At 68.9% G+C, this 18,625-nt stretch carries 16 protein-coding genes; 6 read left to right on the plus strand and 10 right to left on the minus strand.

Features of this window, described 5'->3' with window-relative positions:
- From accB to aat, 3 genes are all read left to right on the plus strand, one after another.
- The coding region (gene accB / locus ACODR1_RS24105) for an acetyl-CoA carboxylase biotin carboxyl carrier protein (RefSeq protein WP_488882703.1) at positions 1-303 on the plus strand (303 nt) is incomplete at its 5' end.
- Positions 304-308: 5 nt separating this feature from the next.
- Positions 309-1,652 (plus strand): acetyl-CoA carboxylase biotin carboxylase subunit, encoded by a 1,344-nt coding sequence (gene accC, locus ACODR1_RS24110; RefSeq protein WP_488882704.1) that lies wholly within the window; start codon positions 309-311, stop codon positions 1,650-1,652.
- A 67-nt stretch (positions 1,653-1,719) separates the two neighbouring features.
- On the plus strand, positions 1,720-2,373 hold the full coding sequence (gene aat / locus ACODR1_RS24115) for a leucyl/phenylalanyl-tRNA--protein transferase (RefSeq protein WP_488882705.1): 654 nt from the start codon (positions 1,720-1,722) through the stop codon (positions 2,371-2,373).
- Here the strand turns inward: aat and ACODR1_RS24120 are convergent.
- Both ACODR1_RS24120 and ACODR1_RS24125 read right to left on the minus strand, forming a co-directional pair.
- On the minus strand, positions 2,310-2,951 hold the full coding sequence (locus tag ACODR1_RS24120) for a DUF2155 domain-containing protein (protein WP_488882706.1): 642 nt from the start codon (positions 2,949-2,951) through the stop codon (positions 2,310-2,312). The two genes, aat and ACODR1_RS24120, sit on opposite strands and share 64 nt — an antisense overlap.
- 1 nt (position 2,952) lies before the next feature.
- Positions 2,953-3,348, minus strand: coding sequence for an NADH:ubiquinone oxidoreductase subunit NDUFA12 (locus ACODR1_RS24125; RefSeq protein WP_488882707.1), 396 nt, complete (start codon positions 3,346-3,348; stop codon positions 2,953-2,955).
- Positions 3,349-3,571: 223 nt separating this feature from the next.
- On the opposite strand from ACODR1_RS24125, the gene ACODR1_RS24130 reads away from it, so the two are divergent.
- The gene (locus ACODR1_RS24130; RefSeq protein WP_488882708.1) at positions 3,572-6,292 is read left to right on the plus strand and encodes a TSCPD domain-containing protein; all 2,721 of its coding nucleotides are present in this window, start codon (positions 3,572-3,574) and stop codon (positions 6,290-6,292) included.
- 77 nt (positions 6,293-6,369) lie between these two features.
- On the plus strand, positions 6,370-6,867 hold the full coding sequence (locus tag ACODR1_RS24135) for a pentapeptide repeat-containing protein (RefSeq protein ID WP_488882709.1): 498 nt from the start codon (positions 6,370-6,372) through the stop codon (positions 6,865-6,867).
- Between the two features lie 10 nt (positions 6,868-6,877).
- Here ACODR1_RS24135 and ACODR1_RS24140 read toward each other — a convergent pair whose 3' ends face one another.
- From ACODR1_RS24140 to ACODR1_RS24175, 8 genes are all read right to left on the minus strand, one after another.
- Complete coding sequence (locus tag ACODR1_RS24140) at positions 6,878-7,426, minus strand: hypothetical protein (protein ID WP_488882710.1); 549 nt, start codon at positions 7,424-7,426, stop codon at positions 6,878-6,880.
- A 109-nt stretch (positions 7,427-7,535) separates the two neighbouring features.
- Positions 7,536-9,374: an aspartate--tRNA ligase gene (aspS, locus tag ACODR1_RS24145; RefSeq protein WP_488882711.1), complete on the minus strand. Its 1,839-nt coding sequence runs from the start codon at positions 9,372-9,374 to the stop codon at positions 7,536-7,538.
- Between the two features lie 235 nt (positions 9,375-9,609).
- On the minus strand, positions 9,610-11,367 hold the full coding sequence (locus tag ACODR1_RS24150) for a class I adenylate-forming enzyme family protein (protein ID WP_488882712.1): 1,758 nt from the start codon (positions 11,365-11,367) through the stop codon (positions 9,610-9,612).
- 248 nt (positions 11,368-11,615) lie between these two features.
- Complete coding sequence (locus tag ACODR1_RS24155; protein ID WP_488882713.1) at positions 11,616-14,339, minus strand: valine--tRNA ligase; 2,724 nt, start codon at positions 14,337-14,339, stop codon at positions 11,616-11,618.
- A 149-nt stretch (positions 14,340-14,488) separates the two neighbouring features.
- Positions 14,489-15,031 carry a pole-organizing protein PopZ gene (gene popZ / locus ACODR1_RS24160; RefSeq protein WP_488882714.1) on the minus strand — a complete coding sequence of 181 codons (543 nt, stop codon included), beginning with the start codon at positions 15,029-15,031 and terminating at the stop codon, positions 14,489-14,491.
- A gap of 136 nt (positions 15,032-15,167) precedes the next feature.
- Positions 15,168-16,637, minus strand: coding sequence for a TolC family outer membrane protein (locus tag ACODR1_RS24165; RefSeq protein ID WP_488882715.1), 1,470 nt, complete (start codon positions 16,635-16,637; stop codon positions 15,168-15,170).
- 241 nt (positions 16,638-16,878) lie between these two features.
- On the minus strand, positions 16,879-17,451 hold the full coding sequence (locus tag ACODR1_RS24170; protein WP_488882716.1) for a protein-L-isoaspartate O-methyltransferase family protein: 573 nt from the start codon (positions 17,449-17,451) through the stop codon (positions 16,879-16,881).
- A 98-nt stretch (positions 17,452-17,549) separates the two neighbouring features.
- Positions 17,550-17,879: a hypothetical protein gene (locus ACODR1_RS24175; protein WP_133149210.1), complete on the minus strand. Its 330-nt coding sequence runs from the start codon at positions 17,877-17,879 to the stop codon at positions 17,550-17,552.
- 175 nt (positions 17,880-18,054) lie between these two features.
- Here ACODR1_RS24175 and ACODR1_RS24180 point away from each other — a divergent pair, with 175 nt between their 5' ends.
- Positions 18,055-18,486 (plus strand): hypothetical protein, encoded by a 432-nt coding sequence (locus ACODR1_RS24180; RefSeq protein ID WP_488882717.1) that lies wholly within the window; start codon positions 18,055-18,057, stop codon positions 18,484-18,486.
- Positions 18,487-18,625: the final 139 nt, after the last annotated feature.

Raw genomic sequence — 18,625 nt, forward strand, 5'->3', positions numbered from 1 at the left:
GCCCCGGCTCCGGCCGCCGCGCCCGCCGCCGAGGCTCCCGCCGCCGCCGCCGCCCCGGCCGCCGTCCGTGGCGACGCCGTGAAGTCGCCGATGGTCGGCACCGCCTACCTCTCGCCGCAGCCCGGCGCCGACGCCTTCATCAAGGTCGGCGACACGGTTTCGGCCGGCCAGACCCTGCTGATCGTCGAAGCCATGAAGACCATGAACCCGATCGCCGCGCCCAAGGGCGGCAAGGTCGTCGAGATCCTCATCAGCGACGCCCAGCCGGTCGAGTTCGGCGAGCCCCTGGTCATCATCGAGTAAGCGCGATGTTCGACAAGATCCTCATCGCGAACCGGGGCGAGATCGCGCTCCGGGTTCACCGCGCCTGCAAGGAAATGGGCATCGCCACCGTGGCGGTCCACTCCGAGGCCGACCGCAACTCGATGTGGGTGCGCCTGGCCGACGAAAGCGTCTGCATCGGCCCCGCCCCGGCCGCCAAGAGCTACCTCAACATCCCGTCGATCATCGCCGCGGCCGAGATCACCGGCGCGCAAGGGATCCACCCGGGCTACGGCTTCCTGTCGGAGAACGCCCGCTTCGCCGAGATCGTCGGCGCGCACGGCTTCACCTTCATCGGCCCGAAGCCCGAGCACATCCGGATGATGGGCGACAAGATCACCGCCAAGCAGGCCGTGAAGGACGCCGGCATTCCGGTCGTTCCGGGTTCGGACGGCGGCGTGTCGACCGAGGAAGAGGCCTTCGCGGCCGCCGACAAGATCGGCTTCCCGGTGCTGATCAAGGCCGCCGCCGGCGGCGGCGGTCGCGGCATGAAGGTCGCCCAGACCCGTGAGGACCTGGCCGAAGCCGTCTCGACCGCCCGCGCCGAGGCCCGCGCCGCCTTCGGCGACGACACGGTCTACATGGAGCGCTACCTCCAGAAGCCGCGCCACATCGAGCTGCAGGTCATCGCCGACAGCCACGGCAACGTGGTGCATCTGGGCGAACGCGACTGCTCGCTGCAGCGCCGTCACCAGAAGGTGCTGGAAGAAGCCCCCTCGCCCGCCCTGTCGGCCGAGGGTCGCGCCAAGATCGGCAAGGTCGTCGTCGATGCCGTGAAAGCCATCGGCTACCTCGGCGTCGGCACCATCGAGTTCCTGTGGGAGAACGACGAGTTCTTCTTCATCGAGATGAACACCCGCCTGCAGGTGGAGCACCCGGTCACCGAAGCCATCACCGGCATCGACCTGGTGCGCGAGCAGATCCGCATCGCTGCGGGCCTGCCGCTGTCGTTCACCCAGGAAGACGTCGTGTTCGAGGGCCACGCCATCGAATGCCGCATCAACGCCGAGAACGCCCGCACCTTCACGCCCTCGCCGGGCACGGTGACGGACTTCCACGCGCCGGGCGGCCTGGGCGTGCGCCTGGATTCGGCGATCTACACCGGCTACGCGATCCCGCCGTACTACGACAGCCTGATCGGCAAGCTGATCGTCCACGGTCGCGACCGCGCCGAGTGCATCGCGCGCCTGAAGCGCTGCCTGGGCGAAATGGTCGTCGGCGGCGTCGAGACCACGATCCCGCTGTTCCAGGACCTCCTGGTTCAGCCCGACATCCTGGCCGGCGACTACGACATCCACTGGCTGGAACGCTGGATCAAGTCGCAGGGCTAAGGCCTTATCTTGGTCGGCCCCGGAGCGATCCGGGGCCGACTGAGACGATCGGAACCCACTGACGCGCATGGACGACGCCTTCGGCCTCGACGATCTCGTCGCCTGCTACGAACGCGGCGTCTTCCCCATGGCCGACGCGCGCCATGACGAACGCCTCTTCCTCATCGATCCGCAATGGCGCGGCGTCCTGCCGCTCGACGCCATGCACATCCCCAGGCGCCTGGCGCGCACCGTGCGGTCCGAACCCTTCGAGGTGCGCGTCGACACCGCCTTCGACTCCGTGGTCGAGGCCTGCGCCTCCTCCCGTCCGGGTCGCCTGGAGACCTGGATCAACGCTCCGATCCAGAAGATGTACGGCATGCTCTACGCCGCCGGCCGCGCCCATAGCGTCGAGTGCTGGAAGGACGGCGAACTGGTGGGCGGGCTCTACGGCGTCTCGCTAGGCAGCGCCTTCTTCGGCGAGAGCATGTTCTCGACCGCCCGCGACGCCAGCAAGGTGGCGCTGGTGCACCTGGTCGGCCGCCTGAACGTCGGCGGCTACAAGCTGCTCGACACCCAGTTCATCACCGACCACCTGGCGCAGTTCGGCACGGTCGAGATCTCGCGCGCCGACTACAAGCGCCGACTCGCCAAGGCCCTGACGGCCGAGTCGGATTTCTACTTGCTGGGACCCGCGGCGACCGGGGCCGACGTCTTGCAGGCGATCAGCCAGGCGTCATAGACCGGGTGCTCGAGCGGGTTCAGGCCCGGGGAGCTGGCGTACATCCATCCCTTGAAAACCTGACGACCGGCCGGCGCGGCGCGGCCCGGCAGGGCCTTGGGCTGGGTGTCGATGGTCAGGTAGGCGATCTGGTCGGGCGCCAGTTCGTCGGCGGCCGTGACTTCGCAGGCCCGGGCCGTGAAGACCAGGGTCTTGTAGCGGATCGGCTGCCCCACCGGGACCTCGAACCGCATGGTCTCTGTCGTGACCTTGTCCAGCGCCTGGATGATGGCCACGCCATAGCGGCCGCGCTTGGCGGGCTCGGCGGGCTTTGCCGGCGCGGTGGCGACCGGCTTGGCGGGAACGGGATCGGCGGCCGGCGGCGGCGCGGCGTTGGACGGCGCCGGCTGCTGAACGGGCTTGGGCGCCGGGGCGACCGGCGCGGGCTGAGCCGAGGGCGGCGTCGCGGCGGCCGGAGCCTGCTGCGCGGGCCGCGCCTGTTGCGGAGCGGCCTGCAGCGCCCAGGCGGCGCCGACGGCGAACGGAACCGCGGCGACCAGGATCGCCGCGCCCTGCAGGCTGCGCCGCTTGAAGCTCATCTTATTCCGGCGACCAGGACTGGTAGTCGCTGGTGGCGACGGCGCGCTCGCCGCCACGGCCGATGGCGCCCTTCGGACGCCAGGCGTGGACGGTGCCGGTCAGGTTCGGCAGGTGGTCCTTCTCCCACGCACGACGCGGCAGCGGCGCCTGGGTGGGCAGCTCGTCGAACGTGTAGTGCAGCCAGCCGCTCCAGTCCGGCGGAACCTTCGAGGCTTCGGCGTAACCGTTGTAGATCACCCAACGACGCTTGCGGTCGTCGTAGCTGTCCTTGTTGTCGCGGGCCTCGAAGTAGCGGTTGCCGAACTCGTCTTGACCAACGAACACGCCCCGGCGGGAAATGTGGAAACGCTGACCGATGGTCACCCCGTTCCACCACGTGAAGATCGCTTTCAGCACTGCGCGGCACCCAATCTAGCAAAGGCCTTCGCGACCGAAAAAGCGCGGCGCGAAGCGGGCGGACTATAGGTCGCCGCGCCCTCAGCGTCCAGCCAAGCCGTCGCCGAACCGCGCTTCAAGATGTTGTGGACAGCATGCCCCACAGACCCAACATCTATTGATGGTTACCGACCTCCGGTTTAGGGTTGACACTATGACGAAGCACCCGCCGCGGAATCGGCCCATGCGCTTTGAACGACTCTTCGCCGGACACGCGCCGGAATCCGACCTGCGCGAGATCGAGCGGCCCGACCGCTTCGTCGAAATCCTTGCGCCGCTGGGCTGGCCTGACGCCCGCGTCGAGGCGTGGCTCGACTGGGCCGCACCGGGCGTCTCCGATCCCGAAAGCCCCCTCGACGGCGCGCTGGAGCGGCATGCCGCCCGGCTGACCAAGGCTGGCCGCGAAGCCGGTCTCTTCGCCTCAGAAGCCGACGCCCGCGCCTTCGCCGCCGACCTGGTCGACAGCATGCTGGCCGGCTATGCCGCGCCCGCCGGCCCGGCGCCCACCCTGCCCTCGCCGCTGCACGTTTCCGCAATCGAGTTCCGCGCCGCCGCCGCCGAGCACGTGGGCCGCGCCCGCGCCGATCGCCTGGCCCGCGAGGCCGCCGCCCAGCTGGAAGCCGCCCTGATGGCGGTTTCCGACGCGGTGCTGCGCTGCGAGGGCGACGCCCGCGCCTGCTCGGACCCCGCCCGCAATGTCGCCCTGGCCCGCGCCGCCCAGAAGGCGCGCGCCGCCGGCGCCAGCGACGCCAGCATCGCCGACGCCGTGGCCTCGGCTGGCGCTCCGGCCTTTTCCGCCGCCTCCCCCCAGCCGACGCCGATCGCGCCGCTGCTGGCGCTGGCCGAACCGGCCGACGTGGCGGCCGGCGACGAGTTCGCCGCCCTCGCCGCCCGCGCCAGCTGGGAGACCGGGGACGTCGTGCTGGCCCTGTCGCCCGCCGACGCCGAAGCCCTGGCCGCCGGCGCCAGCGCCCGCGCGGCCGTCAACGTCGCCGCCTTCCTCGGCGCGGACGGCTTCGACATCGCCTCGTTCCGCCACGCGCTGCGCCTCTGGACCGTCGCCCTCGAGCTCGAACGTCCTGCGGACCGCGGCGTCACGCTCGGCCTGGCCGGCGTCGGCGACTGGCTGCTGGCCCAGGGCCTGTCGCCCGCCGACGATGCGGGACGCGACGCTGCCGCCGCGCTGTGGGCGCTGGCCGCCGGCGAGGCGCTGGCCGCCTCAGCCTTGGTCGCGCAAGCGCTTGGGGCCGCCGAGAGCTACAAGGCCGAGGCCGACCGGATCATCGCCGACCTGGCCAAGCGCGCGACGACCGCCGCGACGCTGGGTGGGCCTTTGGCGGCGGAAGCCGCCGCGGCGCTGAAGGCCGCCCTCGCCGCCGTCCAGGCCCACGGCCTGCGCGGAACGGGCGTCGTGGCCGCCTTCGAGGACGCCGAGACCGCCCTGCGCCTGGGCGCTCGTCCCGGCCTCGACGCCAATTGGAGCCTGGTCCAGGCCTCTGAGACCAGCGACGGCGTCGCCGTGCCCCAGCTTTCGGCCGCCGCCCAGGCCGTCCTGCGGTCGATCGATGTCGACCTGGACGCGGTGCGGGTGCACGCGCTGGGAACCGGCTCGCTGGAAGAGGCCCCAGGCCTCGATCATCGCGCCCTGGCGGCCGTCGGCTTCACCGGCCACGAGATCACCCTGGCCGAGGCCGCCCTGCGAGCCAGCGGCGACCTGCGCGCCGCCTTCGCCCCGGCGGTCGTCGGCGCCGACTTCATCGGCGACGTGCTGGGCGCTTCCCGCGAAGCCCTGGCTGATCCGGCTTTCGACACCCTGACCTTCGCCGGCTTCGCCCCGGACGCTATCGCCGAGGCCCAGGCCCATGCCGTCGGAACCGGCCGGCTGTTCGATTCTCCGGCCTTGCCCGTCGAAACCAGAGACCTGCTCCGCGCCTTCGAGGCGCCGGTCCTGGCCGATCGCATCGTCTTCACCGCCGCCGTCGAGGCCTTTGCCTGCACGCCACAGCCGCTGGCCCTGGTCGCGGCGTTCGACGCCCGTCCGGCCGACCTGCTGCGACTGCAAGCCTCGGCCGCCCGCGCCGGCGTCCGCGCCCTGAAGCTGTCGCGCGCTCCGGCGCCCGCCGACTTCGCCCTCGACCTGCCCGAAGCGCCCGCTGAGACGTCTCGGGCCAGGCCGCCAGAACCGATCGTCACCGAGCGCGTGGTGGAGAAGGTGGTCGAGCGCCAGCGCGAGCGCCGCAAGCTGCCCGACCGCCGCAAGGGCTACATCCAGAAGGCGGCCGTCGGCGGCCACAAGGTCTATCTGCACACCGGCGAGTACGAGGACGGCGAGGTCGGCGAGATCTTCATCGACATGCACAAGGAAGGCGCCGCCTTCCGCAGCCTGATGAACAACTTCGCCATCGCGATCTCTATCGGCCTGCAGTACGGCGTGCCGCTGGACGAATTCGTCGACGCCTACGTCTTCACCAAGTTCGAGCCGGCCGGTCCGGTGACAGGCAACGACTCGATCAAGTCGGCGACCTCGATCCTCGACTACATCTTCCGCGAACTCGGCGTGTCGTATCTGGGCCGCGACGACCTGGCCAACGGCGACCCGCAGGAGTTCAACGCCGACGGCCTGGGGCGAGGCAAGTCCGCGGATGTCGAGGACGAGGCCGAGGAGCCCGCGCCGCTGCCCGCTTCGAAATTCATCTCGAAGGGCTTCTCGCGCGGCGCCACGCCCGACAATCTGGTCTTCGCCGCCTTTGGCCGCCGCAAGGACGACGCGGCCAAGGCCGGCGCGCCCGCCGACCAGGCCGACATCTGCCCGGCCTGCGGCGACGTGGCCCTCAGCCGCAAGGGCGGCCTGGTGGTCTGCGAAAGCTGCAACGGCCAGGCCGAACGGCCCTCGCCGCGCGGCTGAGTTTCCGGCGCGGGACTTGCTGTGATCGCGGCGAGTCCCGTATCCCGCCCTTTCCATCGCCAAGGACGCGTGCCGAAATGAAACCGCTGGCCCTCCTCGCCGCCGCCGCGCTGTCGACCCTGGCTCTGGCCGGTCCCGCCATGGCGCAGAACGCCGGCCAGATCGCCGGCGTGCGTCGCGGCGCCGACTGCCCGCGCTGCAACCTGTTCCAAGCCGACCTGTCGGGCCTGACCCTGCGCGCCAAGAACCTGTCCGGCGCCCGGCTGCGCCAGGCCGACCTGTCGCTGGCGGTGATGGGCCGCACGCGCTTCACCGGCGGCGACCTGCGCGACGTCAACGCCTATGGCGGCGTGTTCGGCGGCGCCAGCTTCGCCAAGGCCGACCTGACCAACGCGACCTTTGTCGGCGCCTATCTGGAAGGCGCGAGCTTCGCCGGCGCCAACCTCTCGGGCGTCAACTTCTCGGGGGCCGAGATGGACCGCGCGAGCGGCCTCACCCAGGCCCAGCTGAACCGGGCCTGCGGCGATCCGTCGACGACCCTGCCCCGCGGCCTGTCGATCCCCCGCTGCCGCTGATCCGAAAGCCTCAGTGCACCGGCAGCATCAGGTGCGCGTAAGGCGTGTCGGGGAACATGACGTAGGGCTTTGAGGTGTCCGGACGCGCGCCGCCGGGATAGCCGGCCAGCATGCCCGGCGCGCCGACGACCATGACGTGCGGGCCGGTAGTGACCCAGTCGTGGCCGTCCATCGGCTTGGCGGCATAGGGATCCAGGTTACTGGGATCCGAGCCGCCCTTCAGCATGTAGATGAAGCCCGGCTTGCCTTCCGGCGGCGGCTTGCGGCCGAACATGGCCATGGCCCATTCCAAGGCGTTGGCGTCGGCGCACATCGGGTCGACGCCGGGCGTGGTCGGAATGTCGGGCATGCAGGTGTAGCCATTGGTCCCGTCGCGCAGGTGGCGCATCGAGCCGTCGGCGGCGAAGGTCATGATCGCCGCGTCCTTGGCCAATGCCGGCGGCGCGGCCGACATGGCGCTGTCGATGACTTTCTGGTCCGCCATGGTCGGCGGAGAGGCAGCATAGGCGCCCGTCGCGGCCGACAGGCAGAGGCACAAAGCAAGCGCGGTCCTGAACATCGGGAAACCCTCCCAGGGCGCACCCCCGACAGCGGCACCATAACACGAAAAAGCCCTCCGAGCCGAGCGGCCGGAGGGCTTTGTCTTTCAGGCGATTGCCGCCGGATCCTTACACCTTGATCGGCGGAGCCGTGCGGATGTGCAGTTCCTTGAGCTGCTTGTCGAGGACGTTGGCCGGGGCGTTCATCAAGAGGTCCTGGCCCTGCTGGTTCAGCGGGAAGGCGATGACCTCGCGGATGGCGACCTGCTCGGCCAGCAGCATGACGATCCGGTCGATGCCGGGGGCCAGGCCACCGTGCGGCGGGGCGCCGAAACGGAAGGCGTTCAGCATGCCGCCGAACTGCTCCTCGACCACTTCGGGGCCGTAGCCGGCGATCTCGAAGGCCTTCAGCATGATCTCGGGCTTGTGGTTCCGGATCGCGCCCGAGCACAGCTCGTAGCCGTTGCAGACGATGTCATACTGGTAGGCGCGGATGGTCAGGGGATCCTGGCCTTCCAGGGCTTCCAGGCCGCCTTGCGGCATCGAGAACGGGTTGTGCGAGAAGTCGACGCGCTTCTCGTCCTCGTTCCACTCGAACATCGGGAAGTCGACGATCCAGCAGAACTTGAACTGCTCTTCGGCGACCAGCTTCAGCTCCGTGCCGACGCGGGTGCGGGCCAGGCCTGCGAACTTGGCGAACACGGCCGGATCGCCGGCCACGAAGAAGGCGGCGTCGCCGGCGCCCAGGCCCAGGCTTTCCATCAGCACCTGGGTGGGCTCACCCAGGTTCTTGGCGATCGGGCCGCCCCAGCCGCCCTGGTCTTCCGACCAGAACACATAGCCGAGACCCGGCTGGCCTTCGCCCTGGGCCCAGCTGTTCATGCGGTCGCAGAAGGCGCGCGAACCGCCGGTCGGAGCCGGGATGGCCCAGATGGCGTTCTTGGCGTCCGCGCCGAGGATCTTGGCGAACAGGCCGAAACCGCCGTCACGGAAGTGCTCGGAGACGTCGGCCATCTTGATCGGGTTGCGCAGGTCCGGCTTGTCGCTGCCGTACCAGGCCATCGACTGGGCGTAGGTCAGGCGCTCGAAGCCCTTGTGCTCGAGCGTCGCGCCGAAATCGTTGGTGAAGGTGTGGGTGTCGCTGATCGGCGAGACCGGCTTGCCGTTCGAGAACTCCTCAAAGACGCCGTGCATGACCGGCTCGATGGCCGCGAACACGTCCTCTTGCGTCACGAAGCTCATCTCGACGTCGAGCTGGTAGAACTCCAGCGAACGGTCGGCGCGCAGGTCCTCGTCACGGAAGCACGGGGCGATCTGGAAGTAGCGGTCGAAGCCCGAGACCATCAGCAGCTGCTTGAACTGCTGGGGCGCCTGCGGCAGGGCGTAGAACTTCTCCGGATGCAGGCGCGAGGGCACCAGGAAGTCGCGCGCGCCTTCCGGCGACGACGCCGTCAGGATCGGCGTCTGGAACTCGTTGAAGCCTTGCGCGAACATGCGGTTGCGGATCGACTGGATCACGCGCGAGCGCAGCACGATGTTCTTGTGCAGGGTCTCGCGGCGCAGGTCGAGATAGCGGTGCTTGAGGCGGATTTCTTCCGGATAGTCCGGCTCGCCGAAGACCGGCAGCGGCAGCTCGTCGGCGGTCGACAGCACTTCCACGTCGGTGACGCGGATCTCGATCTCGCCGGTCGGCAGGTTGGCGTTCACCACGGCGGCGTCACGGGCGATGACCACGCCGTCGACGCGGATCACGCTCTCGGCGCGCAGACGCTCGACGATGGCGAAGCCCGGGGTCTCGGGGTGCAGCACCAGCTGGGTCAGGCCGTAGTGGTCGCGCAGGTCGATGAAGACCAGGCCGCCGTGGTCGCGCTTGCGGTGGATCCAGCCCGACAGACGCACATTGGCGTTGGTGTCGCTGGCCCGAAGAGCGCCGCAGTTATGGGTGCGATAGGCGTGCATCGTGGTCATGAAAGGCTTCGAAACGCGTTGATTTGCAAGGCGCGGAAAGGCGCATGCGGGGGCGTTTATGTCAAGGATTCTGAGGCGATCAGCGGGCAAGGCCGCCGTTCAGGATGCTCCCCTGAAGGGGGAGCTGTCGCGGAGCGACTGAGGGGGAAGTGATTGCGAAGGTGGCGGTCGCTGCTGAGTCAGGAACTTCCCCCTCCGGCCCTTCGGGCCACCTCCCCCTTCAGAGGGAGGATCTCTAGCCCGTCACGAAGACCTTCTTCAGTTCGGTCTTCAGGATCTTGCCGTTAGCGTTGCGAGGCAGGGTCTCGGGCCAGAAGATCACCTTCACCGGCACCTTGAAGGCCGCCAGGCGGTCGGCGACGAAGGCGCGCAGTTCGTCTTCGGTGGCGCTCGCGCCGGGTTTCAGGGTCACGACCGCGGCGGGTTCTTCGCCCAGGGTCTTGTGCTCGACGCCCACCAGGGCCGCGTCCATCACCGCCGGATGGTCGTAGAGGACGTTCTCGACCTCGATGCAGTAGATGTTCTCGCCGCCGCGGATCAGCATGTCCTTGGCCCGGTCGATGATGTAGCAGAAGCCCTCTTCGTCGAGGCGCGCCAGATCGCCGGTGCGCACCCAGCCGTCGATGAAGGTCTGGGCCGTGGCCTCGGGCTTGTTCCAGTAGCCCTTCACCACCTGCGGCCCCTTGCACCACAGTTCACCCACCGAGCCGATCGGCAGCTCCTCGTAGGGGGCTTCCAGGGTCATGATCTTCAGGTCGGTGACCGGCACGGCCGGGCCGCAGCTTTCGGGGCGGTTCTCGTAGTCTTCGGCCGAGTTCGAGGTGGCGGTGGCCGAGGTCTCGGTCATGCCCCAGCCGTTGCCGGGCGCGGATTTGGGCCAGATCTCCTTGATCTTGCGCACCAGTTCCGGGGCCGAGGGCGCGCCGCCATAGGCCACGGCTTCCAGCGACGACAGGTCGTACTTGTCGCGGCTGGGGTGCTCGATGATCTGCCAGGCGATGGTGGGCACGCCGCCCATCTGGGTCAGCCTCTCGTCCTGGATCAGCTGCATGGCCTTTTCGGGATCCCACTTGCGGATCATGGCCATCTTGGCCCCGCCGAACAGCGAGGGGTTCATCACCGCGAAGCAGCCGGTGGCGTGGAAGAACGGCACCGAGATCAGGGCGCCCTTCTGCGGCAGGCTAGGATCGGGCTGGGGCGGCGCTTCGCCGCGGCGCAGGAAGCTGCGGGCCGAAGCGGCGGCGGCGGCGAAGATGTTGCTGTTGACCGCGCGATGGGTGGCCAGGGCGCCCTTGGGCTTTCCGGTCGTGCCCGAGGTGTAGAAGATCGTCGCGTCGTCTTCCGGGCCCAGCTCGACGGTCGAGAGCGGCCGCTCCTCCAGCTTGATCCAGTCGTTGGGACAGCCGATCACGCTTTCCAGGCGCGTGACGTACGGATGGGCGATGTCTTCCTTGCTGCGCGAGACGTAGACGCGCTTGAGCTCGGGGCAGTTGTCGAAATGCTCGGCCAGGCGCTCGAAGCGCTCGACGTCCATCACCGCCACCGAGGCGCCGGAGTCGGTCAGGCCGTATTCCAGCTCGGGCCCGGTCCACCAGGCGTTCAGCGGGGTGAGGATCGCGCCGATCGACAGGCCCGCATAGAAGGCCACCGGCCATTCGGGCAGGTTGCGCATGATAAGCGCTACCCGGTCGCCCTTCTTGACGCCCTTGGCCTCCAGCTCGGCGGCGAAGGCCGTCACGGCGCGGTAGAAGGCCTCGAAGCTGACCCGTTCGTCCTCGTGGACCAGATAGATCTTGTCGCCGTGGGTGCGGCCGACCTGCAGGGTGTGGCGCAGGGTGGGCGGGAGGTTCTTCCAGGTCCGCGTCGGCACGCCGCGGATGACCACCTCCTCCATCTCGCCGGCAGATCCCGGGGCGGTGATCAGGGCGTAGGCCTGTTTCACCGACATGGCCGGCCATGGAACGGGGTTGGGCGCGTGAGCGGCCTGGGTCATTCGTTACTCTCCCGGTGTCGATCGCGCTCGTTCAAGCGGCGCGTTTCCGTCGAGTAAGCACGGGGAAGCGACCGATGTAAACGGTCGTTTGGACGATAGGGGAACAATGTTTAGTTGGGAGAGATCCTCCCCCTGAAGGGGGAGGTGTCGCCGTCAGGCGACGGAGGGGGAAGACCCTGCCGTCGCTGACACTTCCCCCTCCGACCGCTTCGCGGCCACCTCCCCCTTCAGGGGGAGGATCTTGGATCTCACCCCATCGCCGCGAGACGACCGAGCGCCGCTTCCAGCTTGGCTTTCGCCGCTTCGGCCTCGGCCAGGCGTTCGCGGTTTTCGTCGACGACCTCGGGCTTGGCGCGGGCCAGGAAGTCGGGGTTGCCGAGCTTCTTGCCGGTCTTTTCGATCTCCGACACGTGGCCGGCGATTTCCTTGGTCAGTCGGGCCTTCTCTGCGGCGACGTCGATGAACTCGGCGACACCCAGGGCGCCCGTAGCTTCACCCATCACCACCGGGGCCGTGCCGGCCGGCGCGGCCTCGGCGATGGAGATCTCGCCCAGGCGGGCCAGGCTGACCAGCAGGTCGCGCTGGCGCTCCAGGCGGCCAAGGGTGCCCTCGCCCGCCCCGACCACGGCCAGGGCCGGCTTGGCCGACGGCGGCACGTTCATCTCGGCGCGCAGCGAGCGGATCTCGCCGACGGTGTCGACCAGCCAGCCGATCTCGGCGGCGGCCTCGGCGTCGATCCAGCTTTCCGGCATTTCCGGCCAGCGGGTTGAGATCAACATGGCGTCGCGGGCCGGACCGCCCTCCTCGGCCGTCTTGTCCCACAGCTCCTCGGTGATGAACGGCATCACCGGGTGCAGCAAGATCAGGATCTGGTCGAGCACCCAGGCGGTCATGGCGCGGGTCTCGGCCTTGGCGGCCTCGTCCTCGCCGTTGAGCACCGGCTTGGCCAGCTCCAGGTACCAGTCGCAGAACACGTTCCAGATGAAGCGGTAGAGCGCGCTGGCGCCTTCGTCGAAGGCCGGGGCCTCGAAGGCCTTGGTGACCTCGCCGAGCGTCTTGACGACCTCGCCGCGGATCCACTTGTTGAGCGGCTGGGAGACGCTCGCCGGGTCGAAGCCCTCGACACGGACGCAGCCGTTCATCTGAGCGAAGCGCGTCGCGTTCCACAGCTTGGTGCCGAAGTTGCGATAGCCTTCAATGCGTTGCTTCGACAGCTTGATGTCGCGCGCCTGGCCCGACATCGCCGTCAGGGTGAAGCGCACGGCGTCGCAGCCCAGCTCGTCGATCAGGGCGAGCGGATCGATGACGTTGCCCTTGGACTTGCTCATCTTGGCGCCCTTCTCGTCACGGACGAGCGCGTTGATGAACACCTGCTTGAACGGAACCTTGTCCATGAAGTGGATGCCCATCATCATCATCCGGGCGACCCAGAAGAAGATGATGTCGAAGCCAGTGACCAGGGTGCTGGTCGGATAGAAGCGGGCGACGTCCGGGGTCTTTTCGGGCCAGCCGAGGGTCGAGAACGGCCACAGGGCCGAGCTGAACCAGGTGTCGAGGACGTCTTCGTCCTGCGTCAGCTGGACGTCGGCGCCGAACTGCGCGCGAGCGGCGGCGTAGGCGGCCTCTTCGCTCTCCTCGACGAAGATCGAGCCCTCCGGGCCGAACCAGGCCGGGATGCGGTGGCCCCACCAAAGCTGGCGCGAGACGCACCAGGGCTCGATGTTGCGCAGCCATTCGAAGTAGGTCTTTTCCCAGTGCCTGGGCTCGAAGACGGTGTCGCCGTTCTCGACCGCCTTCAGCGCCGGCTGGGCCAGGGTGTAGGCGTCGACGTACCACTGGTCGGTCAGGTAGGGCTCGATGACCACGCCCGAACGGTCACCGTGCGGGACCATGTGCTTGGTCTTTTCGATCTCCTTCAGCCAGCCCTCCTCCTCGGCGCGGGCGACGATGGCCTTGCGCGCGGCGAAGCGGTCCATGCCCTGATACTCGGCCGGGACGGCGTCGTTGAGCTTGGCTTCCGGGGTCAGGATGTTGATCGACGGCAGGCCGGCGCGCTTGCCGACCTGGAAGTCGTTGAAGTCGTGGGCCGGGGTGATCTTCACCGCGCCCGAACCCTTGGTCGGGTCGGCGTAGTCGTCGGCGACGATCGGGATGCGGCGGCCGACGATCGGCAGGACGACGTCCTTGCCGACCAGGTCCTTGTAGCGCTCGTCGGTCGGATGGACGGCCACGCCGGTGTCGCCCAGCATCGTTTCGGGACGGGTGGTGGCCACGACGATGTAGTCGCGCGTCTCATATTGGGTCGGCTTGCCCTCGTCGTCGAACTCGACGGGGTGCTGGTAGGTGACGCCGTCGGCCAGCGGATAGGCGAAGTGCCAGTAGGCGCCGTCGACCTCCTTCTGCTCCACCTCAAGGTCGGAGATGGCGGTCTGGAACTGCGGGTCCCAGTTGACGAGGCGCTTGTCGCGATAGAGCAGGCCCTGCTTGTGCAGCTGGACGAAGACCTTGCGGACGGCGGCCGACAGGCCGTCGTCGAGGGTGAAGCGCTCGCGCGACCAGTCGCACGAGGCCCCGAGCCGGCGCAGCTGGTTGGTGATCGCCCCGCCGCTCTCGGACTTCCACTCCCAGACCTTCTCGACGAAGGCCTCGCGGCCCATGTCGCGGCGGCCGATGTTGCCGGCGGCGGCCAGCTGGCGCTCGACCACCATCTGGGTGGCGATGCCGGCGTGGTCGGTGCCCGGCAGCCACAGGGCGGCCTTGCCGCGCATGCGGTGGAAGCGGGTCAGCACGTCCTGCAGCGTGTTGTTCAGCGCGTGGCCGATGTGCAGGGAGCCCGTCACGTTCGGCGGCGGGATCACGATGACGAACGGCTCGGCGTTCGGATCCTCGGACGGCTTGAAGGCCCCGGAGGCCTCCCAGGCTTCGTACAGGCGCGGTTCGACGGCTTTGGGATCGAAGGTCTTTTCAAGCATGGCGGAGGGGATATGCCATCTGCGGCCGCCCGGCGAAACCGGGCGACGGGATTATCGGGGATTTTGAACGGGAAAAGGCGGCCGCGAACGCGACCGCCTTCTCAAAGTCCGGGCGTCGCACTCCGCTCAGCAGCGGAGCGACGCCGATGTCATACGCCGCGGCCGCGCGAGATCCGGTGGACCTCTTCCTCGACCTTGTTCTCGACGATGCGCGGCAGGTTGGTGTCCAGCCACTCTTTCAGCAGCGGGCGCAGCAGTTCACGGACGACGTCTTCGAGCGTGCGGCCGTTGGCCGGCATCAGCAGAGCCGAACTCAGGCTGCCGAAGGCGCTGGCGGCCAGGCCGGCGGCGTGGTCGCCGACCAGGGTCTCGGCCACTTCGTCGCGGTTGAACACCGGCGGCGGGGTATAGGCCGGCTCCGGCGGCGGGGGCGGCGGCTCATAGGCCGGCTCCGGCTCGGGCTCGGGGGTGTAGAGGTCGAGGTCGCCGAGCGTCTCGACCGGAGCCGGCGGCTCGATCGGATCGGTCAGTTCGAGGACGTCGTCCTCGATCACCGGCTCGGGCTCGAGAACCGGCTCGGGCGCGGGCGGCGGCGCCGCTTCGGCGGCCGGAGCGTCGTCTTCGGAGATGATCCGCCTGATCGAGGCGAGGATCTCCTCCATCGTCGGTTCTTGGGAGCTCTGGTCGGACATGTGGGCTGGGCCGTCTTGAAGGGGCTACGAATCCTTGCGCCTCTCGCAAGACGCGTGCCGCCGATGGTGCAGACTTGCACGGCTTAAGCAAGCCAAGGATTCGCGCCGCGTTGATTCGTCCTGAAGTTGGACGGGATTACTTGCCGCCGGACGAGGTCTCGATCGCCGGCGAGGCGACCTTGTCGAGGGTCCGCACCAGCGGCTCCCACGGCACCCAGCCCGAATTGACCACGCGATCGTACGAGCTCTTGGGATCGTAGCGCTCGACGCTGGGGGCCAGCTTGGCGACGTCCAACGCGCCCATGGCCTGCAGGACGCCGGCGCTGGCGACATATTCGTCGCGACGGGCGGTGACGAGGGCCAGCTCGGCGGCGCGCAGCTCCTGCTGGGCGTTCAGCACGTCCAGCGTGGTGCGCAGGCCGACCTGCTGTTCCTGGCGCACGCCCTCGAAGGCGATCTTGGTCGCCCTCACCTGCTCCTCGTTGGAGACGAGGTTGGCGCGGGCGGCCAGGAGCGTGCTCCAGGCGGCCGAGACCTGCTGGACGACGGTGCGCTTGGCGCCCTCGACGGCGATGCGGGCGGCGTTCTCGCGCTCCTTAGCGGCGCGGACGTTCGAGGCGTTGAGGCCGCCGGTGAACAACGGCACGCGGGCGGTGACCGAACCGCTGATGGCGCGGTCGTACTCGCCGAACTGCTTGTATTCGCCGTTCACCTCGTTGGCCGAGTAGCCGAGGCTGGCGCCGGCCGAGACGGTGGGCAGGTAGGCCGACTTGGCCTGGGCGACACGGGCCGAGGCGGCGCGTTCGCTGTAGCGGGCGGCCTGGACCGTCGGGTTGTTGGCCTCGGCGGCGTCGAAGGCTTGCTCGACCGAAGCCGGCAGCAGCTCGGCCAGCGACGGCTCGGGCGCCAGATCGGTCGGGTTCTGGCCGACGACCTGGGCGTAGTTGGCGCGGGCGACGGCCAGCGTGGCCTGGGCCGACGACAGGCTGGCCTTGGCGGCGGCCAGGCGGGCCTGGGACTGGGCGACGTCGGTGCGGGTGATCTCGCCGACCTCGAAGCGGGCGTTCGACTCGTCCAGCTGACGGGTCAGGACGCTGACGTTCTCCTGGGCGATGCGCAGGCTTTCCTGGCCGCGGCGGACATCGACATAGGCGGTGATGACGTTGGTCAGCACGCCCTGCTCCACACTGCGCAGGTCTTCGCGACCGGCCAGCACGTCGGCTTCGGCGGCCGACAGCCGGGCGCTCGCCTGGCCGCCGGTGTAGAGCGGCTGGCTCAGCGAAAGCGTGGCGTTGCTGGAAGCGGACTTGGTGGTGTCGGCGCCCGTGACCACCTGGCCGCCGACCAGGGTCGTGCGGGGGTGAGCCAGGTCGGTGCGCGATCCCGAGATCGAGCCATCCAGGCCCACGGTGGGCCTGAAACCGGTCTTGGCCTGGACCACGCCCTCGTCCGCGGCGCGCTGCACCGCGCGCTGCTGCTGGATGGTGGGATTGGTCTGGTAGGCCAGGGCGACCGCGTCGGTCAGCGTCTCGGCGCTAGCCGCCGAGGCCAGAAAACCCATGCAGCAAGCAGCGGCCAGCAAACCGGCCCGACGGCTCTTCGACATCCCTCATTCCCCAACACACGCGAAGTCCGCGCTTTACACCCAAGCGCTGTAAGGCCCACCGTGGACCATCGCTAGTTAAGCTTTTTTCACGCGGACTTTGCGCGCTTGTCACCGAAGGCGCCAGACTAAGCCCGGCCAAGCTTGGATGAAATACCCAACCCTGGGCAGCAGCCCGGGTTTCAAGGGCTTAAGTGAGGCGTCCGGGCGGGTTCAGCACCCGAACGCCCATTTTCTCAAAAGACTAGAACGCGAAGCCGGCCTCGACCGGGAAACCGGCCAGAAGCGACGGGGTCGAATCAAAGGCGGCGCGACGGGCCAGGCCGTCCTCGGCGCGGGCGTAGATCGCGGCGCGACCAACCGGGCCTTCACGCTCGACGACGCCCAGGCGGCCGTTCAGGGCCAGGGCGCCGGTCCAGGACGCGGGAGCCTTCGGCACGGCGCCCTCGCAGACGATGACGTCGTACTCGCCGCCCTGGACGGCGGTCAGGTCGTCGCCATCGAGACGGGTGACCTGCAGACCCATGGTCTCGAGCACCACGGCGGCGTAAGGCGCGGCGATGGCCAGGGCCTTCTCGCCGGCGCGCGGCTTGAGGTTCTGCAGCAGCTTGCCGATGTCGCGCGGGCGCATCAGGGTGCGGCCCGGAGCGTATTCGACCTCGGCGTCGGCATAGGCCAGATAGGCCTTGCCGGCGGGCACGAGGTTCTCGCGCGGAACCACCCGCAGGGCGTCCTGCAACGGCAGGTCGGTCACGTCGGCGGTGCGGATCTGGCTTTCCACCATATTCAGGCGGGCAGCCGCGAAATCGGAGCTCATGGACTTCCTCGGACAGCAGTTCGAGAGGCTTATAGGTCCGGGCCTCGCCGGAAGGCAATCAGGCCCGTGCATCCAATCACGCCGAGGATTCGCCCGACTCAGGCCGTCTCGCCGAGCAGGCGGCGCAACTGGTTCACCGCCGGCTTCATCAGCGGGCAGACGGTGGCGGCGGTGGCGAGCGGCGGACCGAGCACGGCGGCGCGCGAGGCGTCGTTCTCGCAAAGCTGCACGGCGATGCGCGCGATCAGCGGCAGATCGGGCTCCAGCAAGGCCGTGCGCTGGTCGATCAGCCGGGTCAGGTAACGCGGGTCGGCGTCGTCCGGGTAGGCCTCGATGGCTTCCTCGACGCTCTTAAGCAGCGCCTCGATCCGCTCGGCCACGCCGACGGCGGCCGCCGCTTCTCGCAATCTGGCTTCGATTTCACTCATGCCCCAACGCGCCCCCCGCGTCCGCTTTCCCCTGAATCGGCGGCCCGTATGGCGCAAATCGCGGCGCGGCGCCTCCACGAAAAGCACACTGTCCCCAAAATGGGGACATGGTGAATTTTCTCACAGAGACGACTCGGCCTCAGCCTGCACCGAGCGGCTTTCTCTGGGGGCAGGCATGAGCACGGATGTTCGGCGCGCGGTCATCCGCCTATCGGCGGGCTACTTCCTGCGCTCGCTGGACGTGGCCAAGAGCCTGCACCAGGACGATCCGGTGCGGGCCATCGTCTTCACGACCATCTGGGTGGCCAATGTGGCCCACATCCGCCCCAACGCCGGCTTCGACGCCAAGGATGAACTGGCCAAGGACGCCCAGCGCAGGCCGATCACGGTCGTTCAGGTCGCCGACTCGCTGGCCATGCCGGCCGAGACGGTGCGCCGCCATGTCGGCGCATTGATCGCCGACGGCCTGTGCGTGCGGCACGGCCGCAAGGGCGTGACGATTCCCGCCGAGGTGTTCACCCGCCCCGGGATGCTGGAGGCGCTGGATCGCCAGCATCAATATACCGAGACGTACTATCGGGAACTTCAGAAGCTTCTGGTCGCCTGAAACCGGCGCGCCGAGAACTCAAGCAACGAGATCGAATGCCATGATCTCTTCACCGGCGACGAAACCTTCGCGAACGAAGGAGAGTGGCTCCGCGGGTAGGATTCGAACCTACGACCAGCCGGTTAACAGCCGGCTGCTC

Source organism: Caulobacter sp. FG7 (assembly GCF_057808875.1).